Source organism: Streptomyces sp. enrichment culture, assembly GCF_964273145.1.
Lineage (GTDB): Bacteria > Actinomycetota > Actinomycetes > Streptomycetales > Streptomycetaceae > Streptomyces.
Genome location: NZ_OZ186873.1, coordinates 1,614,155 through 1,632,782, shown reverse-complemented (window position 1 = coordinate 1,632,782; position 18,628 = coordinate 1,614,155). Strand labels below are relative to the sequence as shown.

17 protein-coding genes and 1 riboswitch are annotated in these 18,628 nt (G+C 71.7%); of the genes, 12 read left to right on the top strand and 5 right to left on the bottom strand.

Annotation, left to right across the window (positions count from 1 at the left end; all coding sequences use genetic code 11):
- Positions 1 to 98: 98 nt before the first annotated feature.
- Positions 99 to 455: an iron-sulfur cluster assembly accessory protein gene (locus ACSU6Z_RS07450; RefSeq protein ID WP_028422454.1), complete on the top strand. Its 357-nt coding sequence runs from the start codon at positions 99 to 101 to the stop codon at positions 453 to 455.
- 81 nt (positions 456 to 536) lie between these two features.
- Here the strand turns inward: ACSU6Z_RS07450 and ACSU6Z_RS07445 are convergent, their stop codons facing one another.
- Together ACSU6Z_RS07445 and ACSU6Z_RS07440 are read right to left on the bottom strand one after the other, a co-directional pair.
- The gene (locus ACSU6Z_RS07445; RefSeq protein ID WP_437044014.1) at positions 537 to 2,084 is read right to left on the bottom strand and encodes a hypothetical protein; all 1,548 of its coding nucleotides are present in this window, start codon (positions 2,082 to 2,084) and stop codon (positions 537 to 539) included.
- Positions 2,085 to 2,247: 163 nt separating this feature from the next.
- Positions 2,248 to 2,457, bottom strand: coding sequence for a hypothetical protein (locus ACSU6Z_RS07440; protein ID WP_437044011.1), 210 nt, complete (start codon positions 2,455 to 2,457; stop codon positions 2,248 to 2,250).
- 132 nt (positions 2,458 to 2,589) lie between these two features.
- Between ACSU6Z_RS07440 and ACSU6Z_RS07435 the strand changes: the two genes are divergently transcribed.
- Positions 2,590 to 3,564, top strand: a complete 975-nt coding sequence (locus ACSU6Z_RS07435; RefSeq protein ID WP_437044009.1) for a carbohydrate kinase family protein — start codon at positions 2,590 to 2,592, stop codon at positions 3,562 to 3,564.
- Between the two features lie 24 nt (positions 3,565 to 3,588).
- Here ACSU6Z_RS07435 and ACSU6Z_RS07430 read toward each other — a convergent pair whose 3' ends face one another.
- Positions 3,589 to 4,971 (bottom strand): cysteine desulfurase/sulfurtransferase TusA family protein, encoded by a 1,383-nt coding sequence (locus tag ACSU6Z_RS07430; RefSeq protein ID WP_437044007.1) that lies wholly within the window; start codon positions 4,969 to 4,971, stop codon positions 3,589 to 3,591.
- Positions 4,972 to 5,207: 236 nt separating this feature from the next.
- Between ACSU6Z_RS07430 and ctaC the strand changes: the two genes are divergently transcribed.
- From ctaC to ACSU6Z_RS07410, 4 genes are all read left to right on the top strand, one after another.
- Positions 5,208 to 6,167 (top strand): aa3-type cytochrome oxidase subunit II, encoded by a 960-nt coding sequence (gene ctaC / locus ACSU6Z_RS07425; RefSeq protein ID WP_437044005.1) that lies wholly within the window; start codon positions 5,208 to 5,210, stop codon positions 6,165 to 6,167.
- Complete coding sequence (ctaD, locus tag ACSU6Z_RS07420) at positions 6,164 to 7,900, top strand: aa3-type cytochrome oxidase subunit I (RefSeq protein WP_437044003.1); 1,737 nt, start codon at positions 6,164 to 6,166, stop codon at positions 7,898 to 7,900. Before ctaC ends, ctaD begins: the two co-directional genes overlap by 4 nt.
- Positions 7,897 to 8,295 (top strand): cytochrome c oxidase subunit 4, encoded by a 399-nt coding sequence (locus ACSU6Z_RS07415; protein ID WP_437044000.1) that lies wholly within the window; start codon positions 7,897 to 7,899, stop codon positions 8,293 to 8,295. The genes ctaD and ACSU6Z_RS07415 overlap by 4 nt, the downstream gene beginning before the upstream one ends.
- A gap of 131 nt (positions 8,296 to 8,426) precedes the next feature.
- On the top strand, positions 8,427 to 9,701 hold the full coding sequence (locus tag ACSU6Z_RS07410; RefSeq protein WP_437043998.1) for an Ig-like domain-containing protein: 1,275 nt from the start codon (positions 8,427 to 8,429) through the stop codon (positions 9,699 to 9,701).
- 15 nt (positions 9,702 to 9,716) lie between these two features.
- On the opposite strand, the gene ACSU6Z_RS07405 is transcribed toward ACSU6Z_RS07410, so the two are convergent.
- A complete protein-coding gene (locus ACSU6Z_RS07405) occupies positions 9,717 to 10,118 on the bottom strand; it encodes a hypothetical protein (protein WP_358781860.1) in 402 nt (133 codons plus the stop codon).
- A gap of 189 nt (positions 10,119 to 10,307) precedes the next feature.
- On the opposite strand from ACSU6Z_RS07405, the gene ctaE reads away from it, so the two are divergent.
- From ctaE to ACSU6Z_RS07375, 6 genes are all read left to right on the top strand, one after another.
- Positions 10,308 to 10,928 carry an aa3-type cytochrome oxidase subunit III gene (gene ctaE, locus ACSU6Z_RS07400; RefSeq protein WP_358781861.1) on the top strand — a complete coding sequence of 207 codons (621 nt, stop codon included), beginning with the start codon at positions 10,308 to 10,310 and terminating at the stop codon, positions 10,926 to 10,928.
- 65 nt (positions 10,929 to 10,993) lie between these two features.
- Positions 10,994 to 11,803: a cytochrome bc1 complex diheme cytochrome c subunit gene (gene qcrC, locus ACSU6Z_RS07395; RefSeq protein ID WP_437043995.1), complete on the top strand. Its 810-nt coding sequence runs from the start codon at positions 10,994 to 10,996 to the stop codon at positions 11,801 to 11,803.
- Positions 11,800 to 12,852, top strand: a complete 1,053-nt coding sequence (qcrA, locus tag ACSU6Z_RS07390) for a cytochrome bc1 complex Rieske iron-sulfur subunit (RefSeq protein WP_437043993.1) — start codon at positions 11,800 to 11,802, stop codon at positions 12,850 to 12,852. Before qcrC ends, qcrA begins: the two co-directional genes overlap by 4 nt.
- On the top strand, positions 12,849 to 14,486 hold the full coding sequence (qcrB, locus tag ACSU6Z_RS07385) for a cytochrome bc1 complex cytochrome b subunit (protein ID WP_437043991.1): 1,638 nt from the start codon (positions 12,849 to 12,851) through the stop codon (positions 14,484 to 14,486). The genes qcrA and qcrB overlap by 4 nt, the downstream gene beginning before the upstream one ends.
- Before the next feature lie 129 nt (positions 14,487 to 14,615).
- Complete coding sequence (gene trpD, locus ACSU6Z_RS07380) at positions 14,616 to 15,680, top strand: anthranilate phosphoribosyltransferase (protein WP_437043989.1); 1,065 nt, start codon at positions 14,616 to 14,618, stop codon at positions 15,678 to 15,680.
- Positions 15,681 to 15,759: 79 nt separating this feature from the next.
- Positions 15,760 to 15,876: riboswitch (SAM riboswitch) on the top strand.
- 194 nt (positions 15,877 to 16,070) lie between these two features.
- A complete protein-coding gene (locus ACSU6Z_RS07375) occupies positions 16,071 to 17,447 on the top strand; it encodes an aminotransferase class V-fold PLP-dependent enzyme (RefSeq protein WP_437043987.1) in 1,377 nt (458 codons plus the stop codon).
- On the opposite strand, the gene ACSU6Z_RS07370 is transcribed toward ACSU6Z_RS07375, so the two are convergent.
- Complete coding sequence (locus ACSU6Z_RS07370; protein ID WP_437043985.1) at positions 17,393 to 18,604, bottom strand: glycerate kinase; 1,212 nt, start codon at positions 18,602 to 18,604, stop codon at positions 17,393 to 17,395. The genes ACSU6Z_RS07375 and ACSU6Z_RS07370 overlap by 55 nt on opposite strands.
- Positions 18,605 to 18,628: the final 24 nt, after the last annotated feature.

Here is an 18,628-nt window from a genome sequence, read left to right as displayed (position 1 = left end):
AGCCGAGGAGGAACCCGGGGCTCGCCCGGAATGAATCCGCGGCGCCGCCGGTTGCACCCGTCGGCAAGCAGTCTCCGTACAACCCGGGAGAGATGTAGATGTCCGTATCGGACGAGACCACCACCGTCACCGACGGCATCATCCTGACCGACGCCGCCGCGGCCAAGGTCAAGGCCCTGCTCGACCAGGAAGGCCGTGACGACCTCGCGCTGCGCGTGGCCGTCCAGCCCGGTGGCTGCTCCGGCCTGCGCTACCAGCTCTTCTTCGACGAGCGTTCCCTCGACGGCGACGTGGAGAAGGACTTCGGCGGGGTCAAGGTCGTCACCGACCGCATGAGCGCCCCCTACCTGGGCGGCGCGACCATCGACTTCGTGGACACCATCGAGAAGCAGGGCTTCACGATCGACAACCCGAACGCGACCGGTTCCTGCGCCTGCGGCGACTCCTTCAGCTGAGCCGCTGCCCCAGGGCACCGGACGAGGGCGGCGGCCCGGGGTGTTCCCCGGGCCGCCGCCCTCGTTCCGCTCCCGGCGCCGTCACCGGGCCCCGGACGGCACCGGCAGCCGCGCGCCCTTCCTCTCCAGCGGGATCTCCCCGCCGTCCGACCCCACCACCCTCCGGCCGCCCAGGGGCTCCTCGAGCCGCACGGTCAGGTGGTGCTCCTCGGCGATCAGGACGCACACCTCCTCCGGCTGCGAGGTCTCGGTCACCGTGACCCTCACCTCGTCCCCGCTCTCGGCCGCCTCCGCCTCGTACGCGGCGCACACCCCGCCCGTGAAGCCCACGGTCAGCTCCGTGCCCTCGGCCGTGTAGCTCTCCACCTCCACGTCCCGCACGGACGGCGCCGGAGCCGGCTCGCCGGAGGGTCCCCGCGTCGGCCCGGCCGGGGCGAGGTACGCCGGGTCGACCGCCGGATACACCACCGTGGAGGCGTCCCGCGCGCCCGGCGCCCGCACCTCGAACAGCCAGGACGGCACCAGCGCCGGCCGCCCCCGCACGGAGTGCGCGGCCAGCCCGAACACCGCGCGCTCCACGGTGGCGGTCCCCTTCCGTGCCGACGGCCCGCAGGCCGCCGTCCGCGGATCGCCCTCCAGCGGTACGGGGCCGGCGCAGCCGCCGATGCCCCCGCGCGCCCCGGCCGCCGGTGCCGCGTTCAGCAGTGCCAGCGCCTTCCTCGCCGTCAGGACGGGATAGACGTCCCCCTTCACCGGCGCCTTCAGCCGGCCGCTGCCGCCGGTCACCTCGCCGCCCGCGCCGACGGTCAGGCCCGTCGTCCAGCCGTACGTGGGCAACCCGCCCACCCGCGGTTCGGCGGTCACGACCCGCCGGCCGCCCAGGACCTGGCCCGCGTCCCAGGAGACGTCCCGCCAGCCCGCCGCCGCCAGCACCGGCGCGGCGGCCCGCGTCGCCTCCGCCTCGCTCACGAGGCCGCCCGCCGGGGCGCCCGGATCCTCGGCGCACGCGGCCGTGCCCGCGCAGTCGTCGGTGCCGGGCGCGTACCGGTGGAACGCCCAGTCGCCCGGGGCCCGGCGCTCCACCCGCAGGAACGGCCCCATACCGTCCCCGGCCGTCCCGACGGTCCAGGCCCGCCCGCGCGTCACCGGCGTCCCCTCGACGCCGAGCGCCTTCGCCAGCCGGGCCACCTCGTCCCGGGTGACCTCGCCCTCCGCCCGGTACACGGGTGCCGAACCGGGCCCCCGCGGGAGCGCGCCCCGCGCCAGGTGGACGACGCCGCGGGGGTCGGGTTCACCGGGCGCGATGCCGGGCGGGCCGCCGTCCGCGGGGGCCGGGGGGCCGTCGAGGGCGAGCGGCGGGGGAGCGCCGCCGCTCCCGCCGGCCGCCGCGGGCCGGTCCGGACCGGGCGGGCCCGCGGCGAGGTACGCACCGCCGCCGCCGACGAGCAGCACGGCCGCGGCGACGGACGCCACGACCGCGGAGCGCCGCCGCGCCGGCCGCCCGCGCCCCGCGCCCGTACCGGCCGGGGCCCGGGAGCCGGCCGGTACGGCGCCGGTCGGCCCGGACGTGCCGGGGACCGCCTCCGCGCCGGCCCCGGCGTCGTCGTGGTCGGGTCGCTCGGTGTTCACCGCATCGCTCCTTCGGCTGCCCGGCCGGCCCGGTGATCCGGCGCGGTCGCCCGCGGGCCGCCGGCGGGTCGTGTCCCGCGTCCCCTTCTCGGGGGACGGCGATGGGACGCGGCGGGGGAGCGTCCGGTTCCCCGGGGTGCGGGGCCCGTCGGGCCGTCCGGCCTCAGCCGCCGTAGTCCGGCAGGGCGTCCAGCAGCCGGGCCGACGCCGGCGGCACGGACACGCCGTGCGGGAGCGGCGGGGAGCCCGGGCGGGAGGGCGCCCGCTCGGGGGCGGCCCAGTGCGGCACCATCCGGGCGCAGTCGCCGCGCAGCGACTCCAGGCCGCCCTCGTCGGCGGCCGGGGCGGGGGCGGGGTCCTTCGGATTCGTCATAGCGGAACCGTAGGCACGCCCCGGCCCGCGAAGAAAGGTCTACTATCGGGTAGTTTGGTCCGCTTCGGAGCCCCGGGCCGACCGGGTAGCGTGAACTGTCAACCCCCGCGTCCCTTTCGGAGAGTCCACGTCGTGCGCATCGCAGTCACCGGCTCCATCGCCACCGACCACCTCATGACCTTCCCCGGCCGCTTCGCCGACCAGCTCGTCGCGGACCGGCTGCACACGGTCTCGCTCTCCTTCCTGGTCGACCAGCTCGACGTCCGCCGGGGCGGCGTGGCCGCGAACATCGCCTTCGGCATGGGCCAACTCGGCACCAGGCCCATCCTGGTCGGCGCCGCGGGCGCGGACTTCGGCGAGTACCGGGCCTGGCTGGAGCGCCACGGCGTGGACACCGACTCCGTCCGCATCTCCGAGACCCTGCACACCGCCCGCTTCGTGTGCACCACCGACGCCGACCACAACCAGATCGGCTCCTTCTACACGGGCGCGATGAGCGAGGCCCGCCTGATCGAGCTGAAGACCGTCGCCGACCGCGTCGGCGGCCTGGACCTGGTCTCCATCGGCGCCGACGACCCGGAGGCGATGCTCCGCCACACCGAGGAGTGCCGCGCGCGGTCCATCCCCTTCGCCGCCGACTTCTCCCAGCAGATCGCCCGCATGGACGGCGACGAGATCCGCATCCTGCTGGACGGGGCGACGTACCTGTTCTCCAACGAGTACGAGAAGGGCCTCATCGAGTCCAAGACCGGCTGGAGCGACGAGGAGATCCTCTCCCGCGTCGGCCACCGCGTCACCACCCTCGGCTCGCGCGGCGTGCGCATCGAGCGGGCCGGCGGGGAGACCGTCGAGGTCGGCTGCCCGCAGGAGGAGCGCAAGGCCGACCCCACCGGCGTCGGCGACGCCTTCCGCGCCGGCTTCCTCTCCGGCCTGGCCTGGGGCGTCAGCCTGGAACGCGCCGCCCAGATCGGCTGCATGCTGGCCACCCTCGTCATCGAGACGGTCGGCACCCAGGAGTACCGGCTGCGCCGCGCCCACTTCATGGAGCGCTTCACCAAGGCGTACGGCGACCAGGCCGCCGCCGAGGTCCGGGCGCACCTGGGCTGAGCGGCGGGCCCGGAGGGCCGGGGGTCAGGACACCCGGCGGACCACGTAGGCCGTGCCCCGGTCCGCCGGTTCCTCCCCCACGTACTCCTGCTCCCGCATCTCGCACCACGCCGGGATGTCCAGCCGGGCCGCCTCGTCGTCCGCCAGGACCCGGACCGTGCCGCCGATCGGCACGTCACCGATCACCTTGGCCAGTTCGATCACCGGGATCGGGCAGCGCCTGCCGACCGCGTCGACCACGACCTCGCCGCCCCCCTGCCGCGCGCCGGCCGCGGGCACGGGCGTCCCCAGCTTCTCCCGCACCCCCGCCACCGCCCCGGGCAGCACCTCCAGGAACCGCTCGACCTCCTCGGCCGGCGTCCCCGGTGGCAGCGACACCCGGACGTTGCCCTCGCTGAGCACCCCCATCGCCTTCAGGACGTGGCTGGGCACCAGGGTGCTGCTGGTGCAGGACGATCCCGAGGAGACGGAGAAGCCCGACCGGTCCAGCTCGTGCAGCAGGGCCTCCCCGTCGACGTAGAGGCAGGAGAAGGTGACGATCCCGGGCAGCCGGCGCACCGGGTCGCCCACCACCTCCACGTCCGGCACCAGACGGGGCACCCGCGTCCGGATCCGGTCCGTCAGTTCCCGCAGCCGCCGCGCCTCCCGCGCCGCCTCGGCCCGTACCGCCCGCAGCGACGCCGCCGCGGCCACGATCGCCGGGATGTTCTCGAACCCGGACGCCCGCCCCGACTCCCGCTCGTCCACCGGTCCTTGCGGCGCGAACCGCACCCCCTTGCGGACGACGAGCAGCCCGACCCCCGACGGCCCGCCCCACTTGTGGGCGCTGGCGGCCAGCAGCGACCAGTCGCCCGCCACCGGCCCCCAGCCCAGCGACTGCGCCGCGTCCACCAGCAGCGGCACTCCCGCGGCCCGGCACGCCTCGGCCACCTCGGCCACCGGCTGCTCGGTGCCCACCTCGTGGTTGGCCGACTGCAGGCAGGCCAGCGCCGTGTCCGCCCGCAGGGCCGCGGCGTACGCGGCGGGGTCCACGGCTCCCGTCCGGCCCACCGCGACCTCGGTGACCGTGCCGCCGCCGGCCTCGTGCGCCTCGGCCGCGTGCAGAACAGACGAGTGTTCGACCGCTGACACGATCAGGTGGCGCCCGGCGCGGCGGCGCCCGGCCAGCGCGCCCGTGACGCCCGCGTGCACCGCCCGGGTGCCCGAGGAGGTGAAGACCAGTTCGTCCGGACGGCACCCCACCGCCTCCGCCGCGGCCTCGCGCGCCGCGTCCAGCAGCATCCGGGCCCGCCGCCCCTCCCGGTGCGGGCGGGCGGGGTCGGCCCACCCCTCGTCGAGGGAGGCCAGCAGCGCCTGGCGGGCGACGGGATGGAGGGGAGCGGCGGAAGCGGCGTCGAAGTAGGACACGCGACCACGCTAACCCGGGCGCCCGAGAAGGCGTCAGAAGCTGCCCGGAAGGGGACGTTCCATCCCTTCGGGGTGACCGGCGGCGCGTTGGGCACCCTCCCCGCGCGACCCCAAATGGCGTCGGCTAGGGTTTGGTCCGCATAAACATCCAAACCCCTGCCCGACGCAGGGCGGCGACCGACCAGCGAGAAGGCCGCAGCCAACCAGCGCGGGCGAGACTCTCGGGAAGGCGCTACGTGAGTCCCAACGGCTCCGACCGCTCGCCGCGGCGCCCGATGCGGCGGAAGCTGCTGCAGGCACTGACCGCGGGCCTGGTCCTGGCGACCGCCACCGGTTGCACATACGAGGACTTCCCCCGCCTCGGCATGCCCACCCCGACCACGGAAGAGGCTCCTCTGATCCTCTCCCTGTGGCAGGGCTCCTGGGCCGCCGCGCTCGCCGTCGGCGTGCTGGTGTGGGGCTTGATCCTGTGGAGTGCTTTCTTCCACCGGCGCAGCCGCACCAAGGTCGAGATCCCTCCGCAGACCCGGTACAACATGCCCATCGAGGCCCTGTACACGGTCGTCCCGCTCATCATCGTCTCGGTCCTCTTCTACTTCACGGCCCGTGACGAGTCCGAGCTGCTCAGCCTCAAGAAGAAGCCCGACGTCACGGTCAACGTGGTCGGCTTCCAGTGGAGCTGGTGCTTCAACTACGTCGAGTCCGTCGACGGTTCCTCGGGCGACGCCAGGACCGCCAAGGAACTGGACGCGATCCCGAACCGATACAAGGACGACTTCCCGGCCGACGCCGGCGGCGTCCACGACTGCGGCATCCCGGGCACGCGGAACCCGCAGAACGGCAACCCCGGCCCGACCCTGTGGCTTCCCAAGGGCAAGACGGTCCGCTTCGTCCTGACCTCCCGCGACGTCATCCACTCCTTCTGGGTGGTGCCGTTCCTGATGAAGCAGGACGTCATCCCGGGCCACACCAACGCCTTCGAGGTGACCCCCAACAAGGAGGGCACCTTCATGGGCAAGTGCGCCGAGCTCTGTGGCGCCGACCACTCCCGGATGCTGTTCAACGTGAAGGTCGTCTCTCCTGAGCGCTACGAGCAGCACCTCCAGGAACTCGTGAAGAAGGGGCAGACCGGTTACATGCCCGCCGGCATCGAGCAGGCAGGCCACGAGAAGAACCGGGAGTCGAACATCCTGTGAGCATCCTCAACGAACCCCAGGGTGCCGCGGCGGCAGGGTCCTACCATGAGGACGAGCAGCCGGTCCGGCGCCAGAGTCGCGGCAATGTCGTGGTCAAGTGGCTGACGACCACCGACCACAAGACGATCGGCACGCTCTACCTGATCACCTCGTTCGCGTTCTTCTGCATCGGCGGCGTCATGGCGCTGTTCATGCGCGCCGAGCTGGCCCGTCCGGGCCTGCAGATCATGTCGAACGAGCAGTTCAACCAGGCGTTCACGATGCACGGCACGATCATGCTGCTGATGTTCGCGACGCCCCTGTTCGCCGGTTTCGCGAACTGGATCATGCCGCTGCAGATCGGCGCGCCCGACGTGGCGTTCCCGCGGCTGAACATGTTCGCCTACTGGCTGTACCTCTTCGGCTCGCTGATCGCGGTGGCCGGCTTCCTCACCCCGCAGGGCGCGGCCGACTTCGGCTGGTTCGCCTACGCCCCGCTGTCCGACGCGGTGCACTCGCCGGGTGTCGGCGGCGACATGTGGATCATGGGCCTGGCCTTCTCCGGCTTCGGCACGATCCTCGGCTCGGTCAACTTCATCACCACGATCATCTGCATGCGCGCGCCGGGCATGACCATGTTCCGCATGCCGATCTTCACCTGGAACGTGCTGCTGACCGGTGTGCTGGTCCTGCTGGCCTTCCCGGTCCTGGCCGCGGCCCTGTTCGCGCTGGAGGCGGACCGCAAGTTCGGTGCGCACATCTTCGACCCGGCCTACGGCGGTTCGCTGCTGTGGCAGCACCTGTTCTGGTTCTTCGGCCACCCCGAGGTGTACATCATCGCGCTGCCGTTCTTCGGCATCATCTCGGAGGTCATCCCGGTCTTCTCCCGCAAGCCGATGTTCGGCTACATGGGCCTGATCGGCGCGACCATCGCGATCGCGGGTCTGTCCGTGACGGTGTGGGCGCACCACATGTACGTCACCGGCGGTGTGCTGCTGCCGTTCTTCTCCTTCATGACCTTCCTGATCGCGGTGCCGACCGGTGTGAAGTTCTTCAACTGGATCGGCACGATGTGGAAGGGCTCGCTGTCCTTCGAGACGCCGATGCTGTGGGCGACCGGCTTCCTGATCACCTTCACCTTCGGTGGTCTGACCGGCGTCATCCTGGCCTCGCCGCCGATGGACTTCCACATCTCCGACTCGTACTTCGTGGTGGCCCACTTCCACTACGTCGTCTTCGGCACCGTCGTCTTCGCGATGTTCTCCGGCTTCCACTTCTGGTGGCCGAAGTTCACCGGCAAGCTGCTCGACGAGCGCCTCGGCAAGATCACCTTCTGGACGCTGTTCATCGGCTTCCACGGCACCTTCCTGGTCCAGCACTGGCTGGGCGCCGAGGGCATGCCGCGCCGGTACGCGGACTACCTCGCGGCCGACGGCTTCACCGCCCTGAACATGATCTCGACGATCAGCTCGTTCCTGCTGGGCCTGTCGATCCTGCCGTTCTTCTACAACGTCTGGAAGACGGCCAAGTACGGCAAGCCGGTCGGCGTCGACGACCCGTGGGGCTACGGCCGCTCGCTGGAGTGGGCGACCTCCTGCCCGCCGCCGCGGCACAACTTCCTCACCCTGCCCCGGATCCGCTCCGAATCCCCGGCGTTCGACCTGCACCACCCCGAGATCGCCGCTCTCGACCAGCTCGAGAACGTCGGCCACGACGACAAGGCCCTCGCTGGCGGCAAGGAGGCCGGCAAGTGAAGATCCAGGGCAAGATGTTCATGTGGCTGAGCGCCTTCATCCTGGTCATGGCGGTCGTCTATGGCCTGTGGTCGAAGGAGCCGGCCGGTACCACCGCCCTCTTCCTGGCGTTCGGCCTGGCCATCATGATCGGCTTCTACCTCGGCTTCACGGCCAAGCGGGTGGACGTCGGGGCGCAGGACGACAAGAACGCGGACGTCGCGGACGACGCCGGCGAGCTGGGGTTCTTCAGCCCGCACAGCTGGCAGCCGCTGTCCCTGGGCATCGGTGGCGCGTTCGCCTTCCTGAGCGTCGCGGTCGGCTGGTGGCTGATGTTCTTCTCGGCGCCGCTGATGCTGATCGGCCTGTGGGGCTGGGTGTTCGAGTACTACCGCGGTGAGAACCGCACCCAGTAGCACATCCCGTGTGCCCGAAGGGCCCGGACACTCCGCGAGGAGCGTCCGGGCTCCTTCTTTTGCCCCAACGGCGTTCATCCGTCCGGCTTGCCCGGCGCGCCGTCCCCGGCGGGACTTCCTAGCGTGGGGCCATGAGCCACATAGTTCCCCCCTCGGCACGCCGGCGCGTCACTGCCGCCTGCACGGTGCTGGTGATCGCCCTCGGCGCGGGCGCCGCCGGCTGCGACGACGACGGCGACCCGCTGGCCGCCGCGCCGTACGACGCGGCCGACCGGATCTCCTTCGACGGCCCCACCGGCGCCGGGGGGAAGGTCGACCCGGACAAGCCCCTGGAGGTCGTCGCCGAGGACTCCGACGGGCGCATCACGGACGTCACGGCCCACGACGCCGCGGGGCGGTACGTGGCGGGCGAGCTCTCCGCCGACGGCACCCGCTGGCACAGCACCTCGCCGCTGGCCGCCGGCGCCCGCTACACGGTGCGTGTCAGCACCGAGAACGGCGACGGGGCGCCCGGCCGCGCGGTCCTCGCCTTCGAGACCGGCAGGCCCACCGCCAAGAAGCGCCTGGACGTCGTCTTCGGACCCGAGGCGGGCACGTACGGCGTCGGCCGGCCCCTGACGGCCGAACTGAGCGAGCCGGTGAGGGAACCGGCGCAGCGCGCCGTCGTCGAGAACGCCCTGAAGGTGCGCTCCACGCCCGCGACGGAGGGCGCCTGGCACTGGGTGGACGACAGGGAACTGCACTACCGGCCCAGGGAGTACTGGCCCGCCGGCGCCACCGTCGAGGCGCACAGCACCCTGGAGGGCATCAAGATCGGCGACCGGATGTGGGGCGGCAGGGCCGAGCCGCTGAGGTTCACCACGGGCGACCGGGTCATCGCCGTCACCGACGCCGCCGCGCACACCATGACGGTCTACCGCAACGGCGAGGAGATCAGGCGGATACCCGTCACCACCGGCAAGCCCGGCTTCGAGACCCGCAACGGCGTCAAGGTCGTGCTCGGAAAGGAACGCTTCGTACGCATGCGCAGCAGTACCGTCGGCATCGCCGAGGGCTCGCCGGACTCGTACGACCTGCCCGTCCACTTCGCCACCCGGGTCACCTGGAGCGGCGAGTACGTGCACGCCGCGCCCTGGTCGGTCGGCTCCCAGGGCAGCGCCAACGTCAGCCACGGCTGCGTCGGGATGAGCACCGGCAACGCCGAGTGGTTCTTCCGCACCGTCCGCGAGGGCGACCTGGTCGAGGTGGTCAACTCCCAGGGCGACACCATGACGCCGTTCGGCAACGGCTTCGGCGACTGGAACCTCGACTGGGACAAGTGGCGCGCGGGCAGCGCCCTGACGGGCGGCGAACCCGCCGGCCCCCGCCCCCAGGACGTGGCGCGGCTGCGCCCGGCGGCGGTGTGAACCGCCCCGCCGGGCTCAGACGCCCTGCAACCGCTTCTGCCGCAGCAGGGACGCCAGCGCGGAGGCGAACTCCACCGGGTCCACCGGGAGCGTCACGGCGGCGTCCGCGCGGCTCCAGGTGGCCAGCCAGGCGTCCTGCGGGCGGCCGATCAGCAGCAGCACCGGCGGGCACCGGAAGACCTCGTCCTTGATCTGCCGGCACACGCCCATGCCGCCCATCGGCACGGCCTCGCCGTCCAGCACGCAGACGTCGATGCCGCCCTTGTCCAGCTCCCTGACGACGGCGGCCGGGGTCGCGCACTCCACGAACTCCACGACGGGCGCGTCCGGGGCCGGCCGGCGGCCGGTGGCGAGCCGTACCTGTTCCCGGGTGGTGGAGTCGTCGCTGTAGACCAGGACCGTGGCGGTAGGCTGCATGGTTCCTCCGATACTTACGCAGAGCGGCGTATGTCGTACGGACAGGCCCGTTGCGCGGATGCTACTCCCTCCCGACCCCCCTCAGTACCGGTCCGGACACCGCTTGGATGAGCCATACGGGCAGTACACGGAGGACGGACACTCCGAACGGCACCCCCCGGAGTGAGGGCGGGATAAGCGACCGACATAATGTCGGTCGTGGCGACAGCAACGACAGTAGAAACCGGGCACGCGCACCCGTCGGTCAATCGGCCGAACCTCACCAGCGTCGGAACCATCATCTGGCTGAGTTCCGAGCTGATGTTCTTCGCGGCCCTCTTCGCGATGTACTTCACCCTGCGTTCGGTGACCGGCCCGGACTTCTGGTCCGAGAAGGCCCACGCGCTGAACTTCCCGTTCTCCCTGACGAACACCACGATCCTGGTGCTCTCCTCCCTCACCTGCCAGCTCGGCGTGTTCGCCGCCGAGCGCGGTGACGTGAAGAAGCTCAGGATGTGGTTCATCGTCACCTTCATCATGGGTGCGATCTTCATCGGCGGTCAGGTCTTCGAGTACACCGAACTGGTCAAGAAGGACGGGCTCTCGCTCTCCTCCGACCCGTACGGCTCGATCTTCTACCTGACCACCGGCTTCCACGGCCTGCACGTGACGGGCGGTCTCATCGCCTTCCTGCTGGTCCTCGGCCGTACCTACGCGGCCCGGAGGTTCACCCATGAGCAGGCGACCGCCGCCATCGTCGTGTCCTACTACTGGCACTTCGTCGATGTCGTCTGGATCGGCCTCTTCGCCACGATCTACATGATCAAGTAGTCGCGGCCCGCTCCCGCGCAATCCCAGAAGCATCGACGCAGAAGATCCTGACACCGGGGTAATCCGTGAAAAAGCTCTCCGCACGACGACGCCACCCGCTGGCGGCGCTCGTCGTCCTACTCCTCGCGCTGGCATGCACCGGGGGGCTGTACGCCGCGTTCGCACCCGCGGACAAGGCGCAGGCCGACGAAACCGCCCAGTCCCTCGCTATCGACGAGGGCAAGAAGCTCTACTCGGTCGGCTGCGCCAGCTGCCACGGCACCGATGGTCAGGGCACCACCGACGGTCCGAGCCTGGTGGGCGTGGGCGCCGCGGCCGTCGACTTCCAGGTGGGCACCGGCCGCATGCCGGCCCAGCAGCCGGGCGCGCAGGCCCCGGAAAAGCGGAGGATCTACTCGCAGGCCCAGATCGACCAGCTGGCCGCGTACATCTCCTCGCTGGGCCCCGGCCCGTCCATCCCGACCAAGGAGCAGTACGGCCCCGAGGGCGCCGACAGCGCCGAGGGCGGCGAGCTGTTCCGCACCAACTGCGCGCAGTGCCACAACTTCACCGGCAAGGGCGGCGCGCTGACGCACGGCAAGTACGCGCCGTCGCTCGAGGACGCCGACCCGAAGCACATCTACGAGGCCATGCTGACCGGCCCGCAGAACATGCCCTCCTTCCCCGACAGCACCCTGTCGGAGCAGAACAAGAAGGACATCATCGCGTACCTGAACGCGGTCAACGGAGACGAGACCGTGAGCCATGGCGGTCTGGAGCTGGGTGGCATCGGGCCGGTCGCCGAGGGACTCTTCGGCTGGATCTTCGGCCTCGGCACCCTCATCGCCATCGCCGTGTGGGTCGCCGCCCGGACCGCAAAGGCCAAGAAGTCATGAGTAGCCAAGACATTCCCGAAAAGAACCTGCCCGCAGCGCAGGACCGCACGCACGGCGAGGTCGCGGACGAGAAGCACCCGTTCGCCGACCCGGGCCTGCCCCCGCACGAGCACCGCATCCAGGACGTCGACGAGCGGGCCGCCAAGCGGTCCGAGCGCACCGTCGCCCTGCTGTTCACGGTGTCGATGCTGGCCACCATCGGCTTCATCGCCTCGTTCGTGGCGATCCCGCACGACAAGTCGATCTACGTCTTCCCGATCGGCCACATCAACGCGATGAACTTCGCCCTGGGTCTGACCCTGGGCCTGGCGCTGCTCTGCATCGGCGTGGGCGCGGTCCACTGGGCCCGCACCCTGATGTCCGACGTGGAGTTCGCCGACAACCGGCACCCGGTCGAGGCCTCGCCCGAGGTCCGCGCGAAGGTCCACGCCGACTTCAGGCAGGGCGCCAAGGAGTCCGCGCTCGGCCGTCGCAAGCTGATCCGCAACACCATGTTCGGCGCGCTCACCCTGGTGCCGCTGTCCGGTGTCGTCCTGCTGCGCGACCTCGGTCCGCTGCCCGAGGAGAAGCTGCGCCACACCCTGTGGTCCAAGGGCAAGCTGCTGGTCAACATGAACACGAACGAGCCGCTGCGCCCGTCCGACGTCGCCGTCGGCTCGCTCACCTTCGCCAAGCCCGAGGGCCTGGAGGAGCACGACCACGGCTTCCAGAACGAGATCGCCAAGGCCGCTCTGATGATCGTCCGGCTCCAGCCGGAGGACATCAAGGACAAGCGCGAACTCGAGTGGTCGCACGAGGGCATCGTCGCGTACTCGAAGATCTGCACCCACGTCGGTTGCCCGATCTCCCTGTACGAGCAGCAGACGCACCACGTGCTGTGCCCCTGCCACCAGTCCACCTTCGACCTCTCCGACGGCGCCCGGGTGATCTTCGGCCCCGCCGGTCACCCGCTGCCGCAGCTGCGCATCGGTGTGAACGACGAGGGCTACCTCGAAGCGCTCGGCGACTTCGCGGAGCCCGTCGGTCCTGCCTTCTGGGAGCGCGGATGAGCACCAACACCAGCACACAGCCCCGCTCTCGCGGGAAGGCACCGGCCGGCGAGCGCGTCGCCGACTGGGCCGACGGCCGGCTCGGGATCTACTCCCTGGCCAAGGCCAACATGCGGAAGATCTTCCCGGACCACTGGTCCTTCATGCTGGGCGAGGTCTGCCTCTACAGCTTCCTCATCATCATCCTCACGGGTGTGTACCTGACGCTGTTCTTCCACCCGTCGATGAACGAGGTGGAGTACCACGGCAGCTACGTCCCGCTGCAGGGCCAGCTGATGAGCGAGGCGTACAAGTCGACGCTGGACATCAGCTTCGACGTGCGCGGTGGTCTGCTCATCCGGCAGATCCACCACTGGGCGGCCGTCATCTTCCTCGCCGGCATGTTCGTGCACATGATGCGCGTGTTCTTCACCGGCGCGTTCCGCAAGCCGCGTGAGATCAACTGGCTGTTCGGCTTCCTGCTGTTCGTCCTCGGCATGTTCACCGGTTTCACCGGCTACTCGCTCCCGGACGACCTGCTCTCCGGCACCGGTGTCCGCTTCACGCAGGGCGCGATCCTGTCCGTGCCGATCGTCGGCACGTACATCTCGATGTTCCTGTTCGGCGGGGAGTTCCCCGGCGACGACTTCGTCGCCCGGTTCTACTCGATCCACATCCTGCTGCTGCCGGGCATCATGCTCGGTCTGGTGGTCGCCCACCTGATCCTGGTCTTCTACCACAAGCACACGCAGTTCGCGGGTCCCGGACGGACCAACACGAACGTCGTCGGCATGCCGCTGCTGCCGGTCTACATGGCCAAGGCCGGGGGCTTCTTCTTCCTGGTCTTCGGTGTCGTCGCGATCCTCGGCGGCATCGCGTCCATCAACCCGATCTGGGTGCTCGGCCCGTACCGCCCGGACCAGGTCTCCACCGGCGCCCAGCCCGACTGGTACATGGGCTTCGCCGAGGGTCTGGTCCGCGCCATGCCCGGCTGGGAGATCGACTTCTGGGGTCACACGCTGGCCCTGGGCGTCTTCGTCCCGCTGGTGCTGTTCGGGCTGTTCCTCGCGGCGATCGCCGTCTACCCCTTCATCGAGTCGTGGATCACCGGCGACAAGCGCGAGCATCACATCCTGGACCGGCCGCGCAACGCTCCGACGCGCACCGCCCTGGGCGTGGCCTGGATCACCGCGTACATGATCATGCTGATCGGCGGTGGCAACGACATCATCGCCACCCACTTCCGCCTCTCGATCAACGCGGTCACCTGGTTCGTCCGCATCGGCTTCTTCGTCGGCCCGGTCATCGCGTTCATCATCACCAAGCGGATCTGCCTCGGTCTCCAGCGCCGCGACAAGGAGAAGGTGCTGCACGGCCGCGAGTCGGGCATCATCAAGCGCCTGCCGCACGGTGAGTTCATCGAGGTGCACGAGCCGCTCAGCCAGGAGCACCTGTACACGCTCACCGCGCACGAGCAGTACAAGCCGGTCGAGATCGGCCCGACGGTCGACGAGAACGGTGTCGAGCGCAAGGTGAAGGGATCCGAGAAGCTGCGCGCCAAGCTCAGCAAGGCCTACTACGGCGAGGAGTCCCAGATCCCGAAGCCGACCGTCGAGGAGTACAAGGAGATCACGAGCGGCCACGGCCACCACTGATCCCCGAGCGTCGCCACGCCACACGAAGGGCCCCGTCCGTTCCCCGGACGGGGCCCTTCGCCGTCCCCGCGGCTGGATAGGGTGGGGACGGAGTCCTCTACACCCTGCGACACGACCCAGGAGCGGCTGATGAGCGCTGTGACCCCCGCTGGAGGCGACACCGCGGCGGGCCGTTCCTGGCCCGCCCTGCTGAACGGCCTGCTGGACGGCCGGGACCTGTCCGCCGACGACACCGCCTGGGCGATGGACGTCATCATGCGCGGCGAGGCGACCGACGCGCAGATCGCCGGGTTCGCGGTGGCGCTGCGGTCCAAGGGCGAGACCGTGGAGGAGATCTCCGGTCTGGTCCGCACGATGTACGACCACGCCAAGGTGATCGAGGTGCCGGGACGGACGGTCGACATCGTCGGCACCGGCGGCGACGGCGCCAAGACCGTCAACATCTCCACCATGTCGGCGATCGTGGTCGCCGGGACGGGCGCGAAGGTCGTCAAGCACGGCAACCGGGCCGCGTCGTCGGCGTCGGGCGCCTCGGACGTCCTGGAGAAGCTCGGCGTCAATCTGGAGCTGACGCCGCGTCGGGTGGCGGAGGTCGCGGAGGAGGCCGGGATCACCTTCTGCTTCGCCGTGAAGTTCCACCCCGCGCTGCGCCACGTGGCGGCGGCGCGGGGCCAGCTGGGCATCCGGACGGTGTTCAACTTCCTCGGTCCGCTGACCAACCCGGCCAAGGTCAGGGCGCAGGCGATCGGTGTGGCCGACGCCCGGATGGCGCCGATCATCGCCGGCGTCTTCGCCGAACGCGGCCACTCCTCGCTGGTCTTCCGCGGCGACGACGGCCTCGACGAGCTGACCACGACCGCCACCTCCCGCGTGTGGATCGTCCGGGACGGCAAGGTCACCGAGGAGGTCTTCGACCCCCGGGACGTCGGCATCGAGCCGGTCCCGGTGGAGGCGCTGCGCGGCGCCGACGCCTCCTACAACGCCGACGTGGCCCGGCGCCTGCTCAACGGGGAGAGCGGGCCGGTGCGGGACGCGGTGCTGCTCAACGCGGCCGCCGCCCTGGTGGCGCTGGCGCCCGGCGAGGCATCCCTGACGGAGCAGCTGCGGGCCGGGATGGAGAAGGCGGCCGAGTCGATCGACTCCGGCGCGGCCCGGCGGGTCCTGGAGCGCTGGGTGGCCGCCAGCAACGCGTGACCGCGGCGGGTGCGCCGTACGTCCCGCGATCCGGACCGGGGTTGCGGGACGTCGGTCCCTTCCCGTACGTTCCTCTCCAGGTCATGAGCGACAGTCATGCGGCCCCGGCCGGCTGTCCGGCAACCCTCCGTCCGTGGCGGGGTGCCCCGGGTGAAGACCAGGCCGCAGACAGCAGGGTCTGCGGCAAGCGCGGACCCCTCACACGCTTCCGAGTGGGCGTGGGGCCAGGGGTCCTGGTCGTTCGAGGGAGCCTTCCGTGAGCAAGCGAATGCGTTAGGGCCGCAGAGCCCCGCCTCCGCACACCCCCCTTCGCTTCCTTCCGCGTCCTCCCGCGCTCGAGCCGTGTGCGCTCGCGCGGTGAGTTCCGCCTGCCTGTACGGGAGTTCCCCCATGTCCGTCTCCACCGCTGCCGCCGCCCCGTCCCTCTGCGACCCGCTGCCCGTCCTGGGCCGGGACGTCACCGTCCCGCTCGTCACCGGTGGCGAGGTCACCTACGCCGCGCTCGACTACGCCGCCAGCGCCCCGGTGCTCCAGCGGGTCTGGGACGACGTGGCGGCGTACGCCCCCTACTACGGCAGCGTGCACCGCGGCGCCGGGTACCTCTCGCGGCTGTCGACCGACCTGTTCGAGAACGCCCGCGAGGCCGTCGCCGAGTTCCTGGACTGCCGGGACACCGACCAGGTGGTGTTCACCCGGTCCACCACCGACTCCCTCAACCTGCTCGCCGCCGCGCTCCCGGCCGGCTGCCGGGTCCTCGTCTTCGAGACCGAGCACCACGCCTCCCTGCTGCCCTGGCGGAACGCGGACGTCACCTGCCTCGACGCCCCGCGCACCCCCCGCCAGGCCGTCGAGATCCTGGAGCGCGCCCTGGCCGGCCGCGACCCTCACGGCCCGGCCCTGGTCTGCGTCACCGGCGCCTCCAACGTCACCGGCGAGCTGTGGCCGGTGCGGGAGCTGGCCGCCGTCGCGCACGCGCACGGCGCCCGGATCGTGCTGGACGCCGCCCAGCTCGCCCCGCACCACCCGGTGAGCGTCCGCGACCTCGACGTCGACTGGGTCGCCTTCTCCGGGCACAAGCTGTACGCCCCCTTCGGCTCCGGTGTGCTGGCCGGCCGCGCCGACTGGCTGGGCGAGGCCGAGCCCTACCTCGCGGGCGGCGGCGCCAGCCGCCGGGTCGCCCGCCGCGCCGACGGGGGAGTGGACGTCGAGTGGCACGACGGCGCCGCCCGCCACGAGGCCGGATCGCCCAACGTCATCGGCGCCCACGCCATCGCCTCCGCCTGCAAGGCCCTCACCGAGGCCGGGTTCGAGGACCTGGTGGCCCGCGAGCAGCACCTGATCGGCAAGGTGCGGGACGGGCTGGCCCGGGTGCCCGAGGTCAAGGTGCTCTCCCTGTTCGGGGACGACGCCCCGCGCGTCGGCGTGCTCTCCTTCGTCGTCGACGGCTGGAACAGCTCCCACTTCGCCGCCGCCCTGTCGGCCGAGTACGGCATCGGCGTGCGCGACGGCCTGTTCTGCGCCCACCCGCTGGTGCGCACCCTGCTCGGCGGCGACCCGCGGGCGCAGGGCGAGTGCGGCGCCCCCGAGGCGGCGCCCGGCGAGAAGTCCCTCGACGCCGTCCGGGTCAGCTTCGGCGCGGGCACGCCCGACGAGCACGTGGAGCGCTTCCTGACCGCCGTGCGGGAACTCGTGCGCGACGGCGCCCGGTGGAACTACCGCACCGAGGACGGGCGGTGCGTGCCGGACACCTCCGCCGCGGCCGCGTGAGCCGGCAGCCGGGCGCCCAGCAGGATCATCCGCAGGGCGCGCTCGGTGGCGTCGGTGAGGAGCTCGGCGGCCCGCAGCAGCGCCTCCGCCAGGGCCATCGGGGCGGGCAGGATGCCGTGGCAGGCGTCCACGCCCGGCACCTCGTGCGCGCCCTCGCCGAGCGTGCCCGCCAGCGCCAGCACCGGGCGGCCGTGGCGTTTGGCGCGGCGGGCCACCTCGGCGGGGACCTTGCCGCGCGGCGTCTGGCGGTCGAGGGCGCCCTCGGCGGTGACGACCAGGTCGGCGCGGGCCAGGCGGGCGTCCAGGTCCAGGTGGTCCAGCAGTACGTCGAAACGGGGCAGCAGGCGGGCGCCGAGGGCGGCCAGGCCCGCGCCCAGGCCGCCGGAGGCGCCGGTGCCGGGCCCCAGGCGCAGGCCGGTGCCGGTGGCCCCCAAGTCGCGGGTGAGGACGTAGGCCCAGTTCTCCAGCGCGTCCGACAGCTGCTCCGCCTGGGCGGGGGTGGCGCCCTTCTGGGGGCCGAAGACGCGGGCCACGCCCCGCTCGCCGCACAGCACGTTGTACGGGTTGCAGGCGACGAGCAGTTCCACGTCGCCCAGGCGGGGGTCGAGCCCGGACGGGTCGATACGGGCAAGACGCGTCAACTCCCTTCCCCCTCGCGGTAGTTCGAATCCGTCCGCGTCCAGTAGGCGGGCACCCAGCGCCTGGAGGGCGCCCGCGCCGCCGTCACAGGTGCCCGAGTCGCCGCAGCCGACCAGCACGCGCCGCACCCCGGTGCCGAGCGCGGCGCGGATCAGCTCGCCGACGCCGTACGTGGTCGTGGCGCCCGGGTCGCGCAGGGAGCGCGGCACCAGGGACAGGCCGGCGACCGCCGCCATCTCCACCACGGCCGTGTCCCCGCCGCCGAGGAGGGCGAAGTGGGTGCCGATCCGCTCGCCGAGCGGGCCGGTGGCGGGCAGCGCGACCAGTCGCCCGCCGGTCGCGGCGGACAGCGCGACGGCGGTGCCCTCACCGCCGTCCACCAGCGGGATCAGGTCGATCTCGGCGTCCGGCAGCACACGGCGCACGCCCGCGGCGATGGAGTCGGCGGCGGCCTGGGCGGACAGGGACTCCTTGAAGCCGCTGGGGGCGATGACGACACGGTTCAGCGAGGACGGCATGGACGGCTCCTTCGGTGCGGGCCC

Bases quoted from the DNA above. Each gene is read 5' to 3' on its own strand.
- ACSU6Z_RS07450 (WP_028422454.1), top strand. From the start codon at position 99: ATGTCCGTATCGGACGAGACCACCACCGTCACCGACGGCATCATCCTG.
- ACSU6Z_RS07440 (WP_437044011.1), bottom strand. From the start codon at position 2,457: ATGACGAATCCGAAGGACCCCGCCCCCGCCCCGGCCGCCGACGAGGGC.
- ACSU6Z_RS07410 (WP_437043998.1), top strand. From the start codon at position 8,427: ATGAGCCACATAGTTCCCCCCTCGGCACGCCGGCGCGTCACTGCCGCC.
- ACSU6Z_RS07405 (WP_358781860.1), bottom strand. From the start codon at position 10,118: ATGCAGCCTACCGCCACGGTCCTGGTCTACAGCGACGACTCCACCACC.
- ctaE (WP_358781861.1), top strand. From the start codon at position 10,308: ATGTCGGTCGTGGCGACAGCAACGACAGTAGAAACCGGGCACGCGCAC.
- qcrA (WP_437043993.1), top strand. From the start codon at position 11,800: ATGAGTAGCCAAGACATTCCCGAAAAGAACCTGCCCGCAGCGCAGGAC.
- qcrB (WP_437043991.1), top strand. From the start codon at position 12,849: ATGAGCACCAACACCAGCACACAGCCCCGCTCTCGCGGGAAGGCACCG.
- trpD (WP_437043989.1), top strand. From the start codon at position 14,616: ATGAGCGCTGTGACCCCCGCTGGAGGCGACACCGCGGCGGGCCGTTCC.
- ACSU6Z_RS07375 (WP_437043987.1), top strand. From the start codon at position 16,071: ATGTCCGTCTCCACCGCTGCCGCCGCCCCGTCCCTCTGCGACCCGCTG.
- ACSU6Z_RS07370 (WP_437043985.1), bottom strand. From the start codon at position 18,604: ATGCCGTCCTCGCTGAACCGTGTCGTCATCGCCCCCAGCGGCTTCAAG.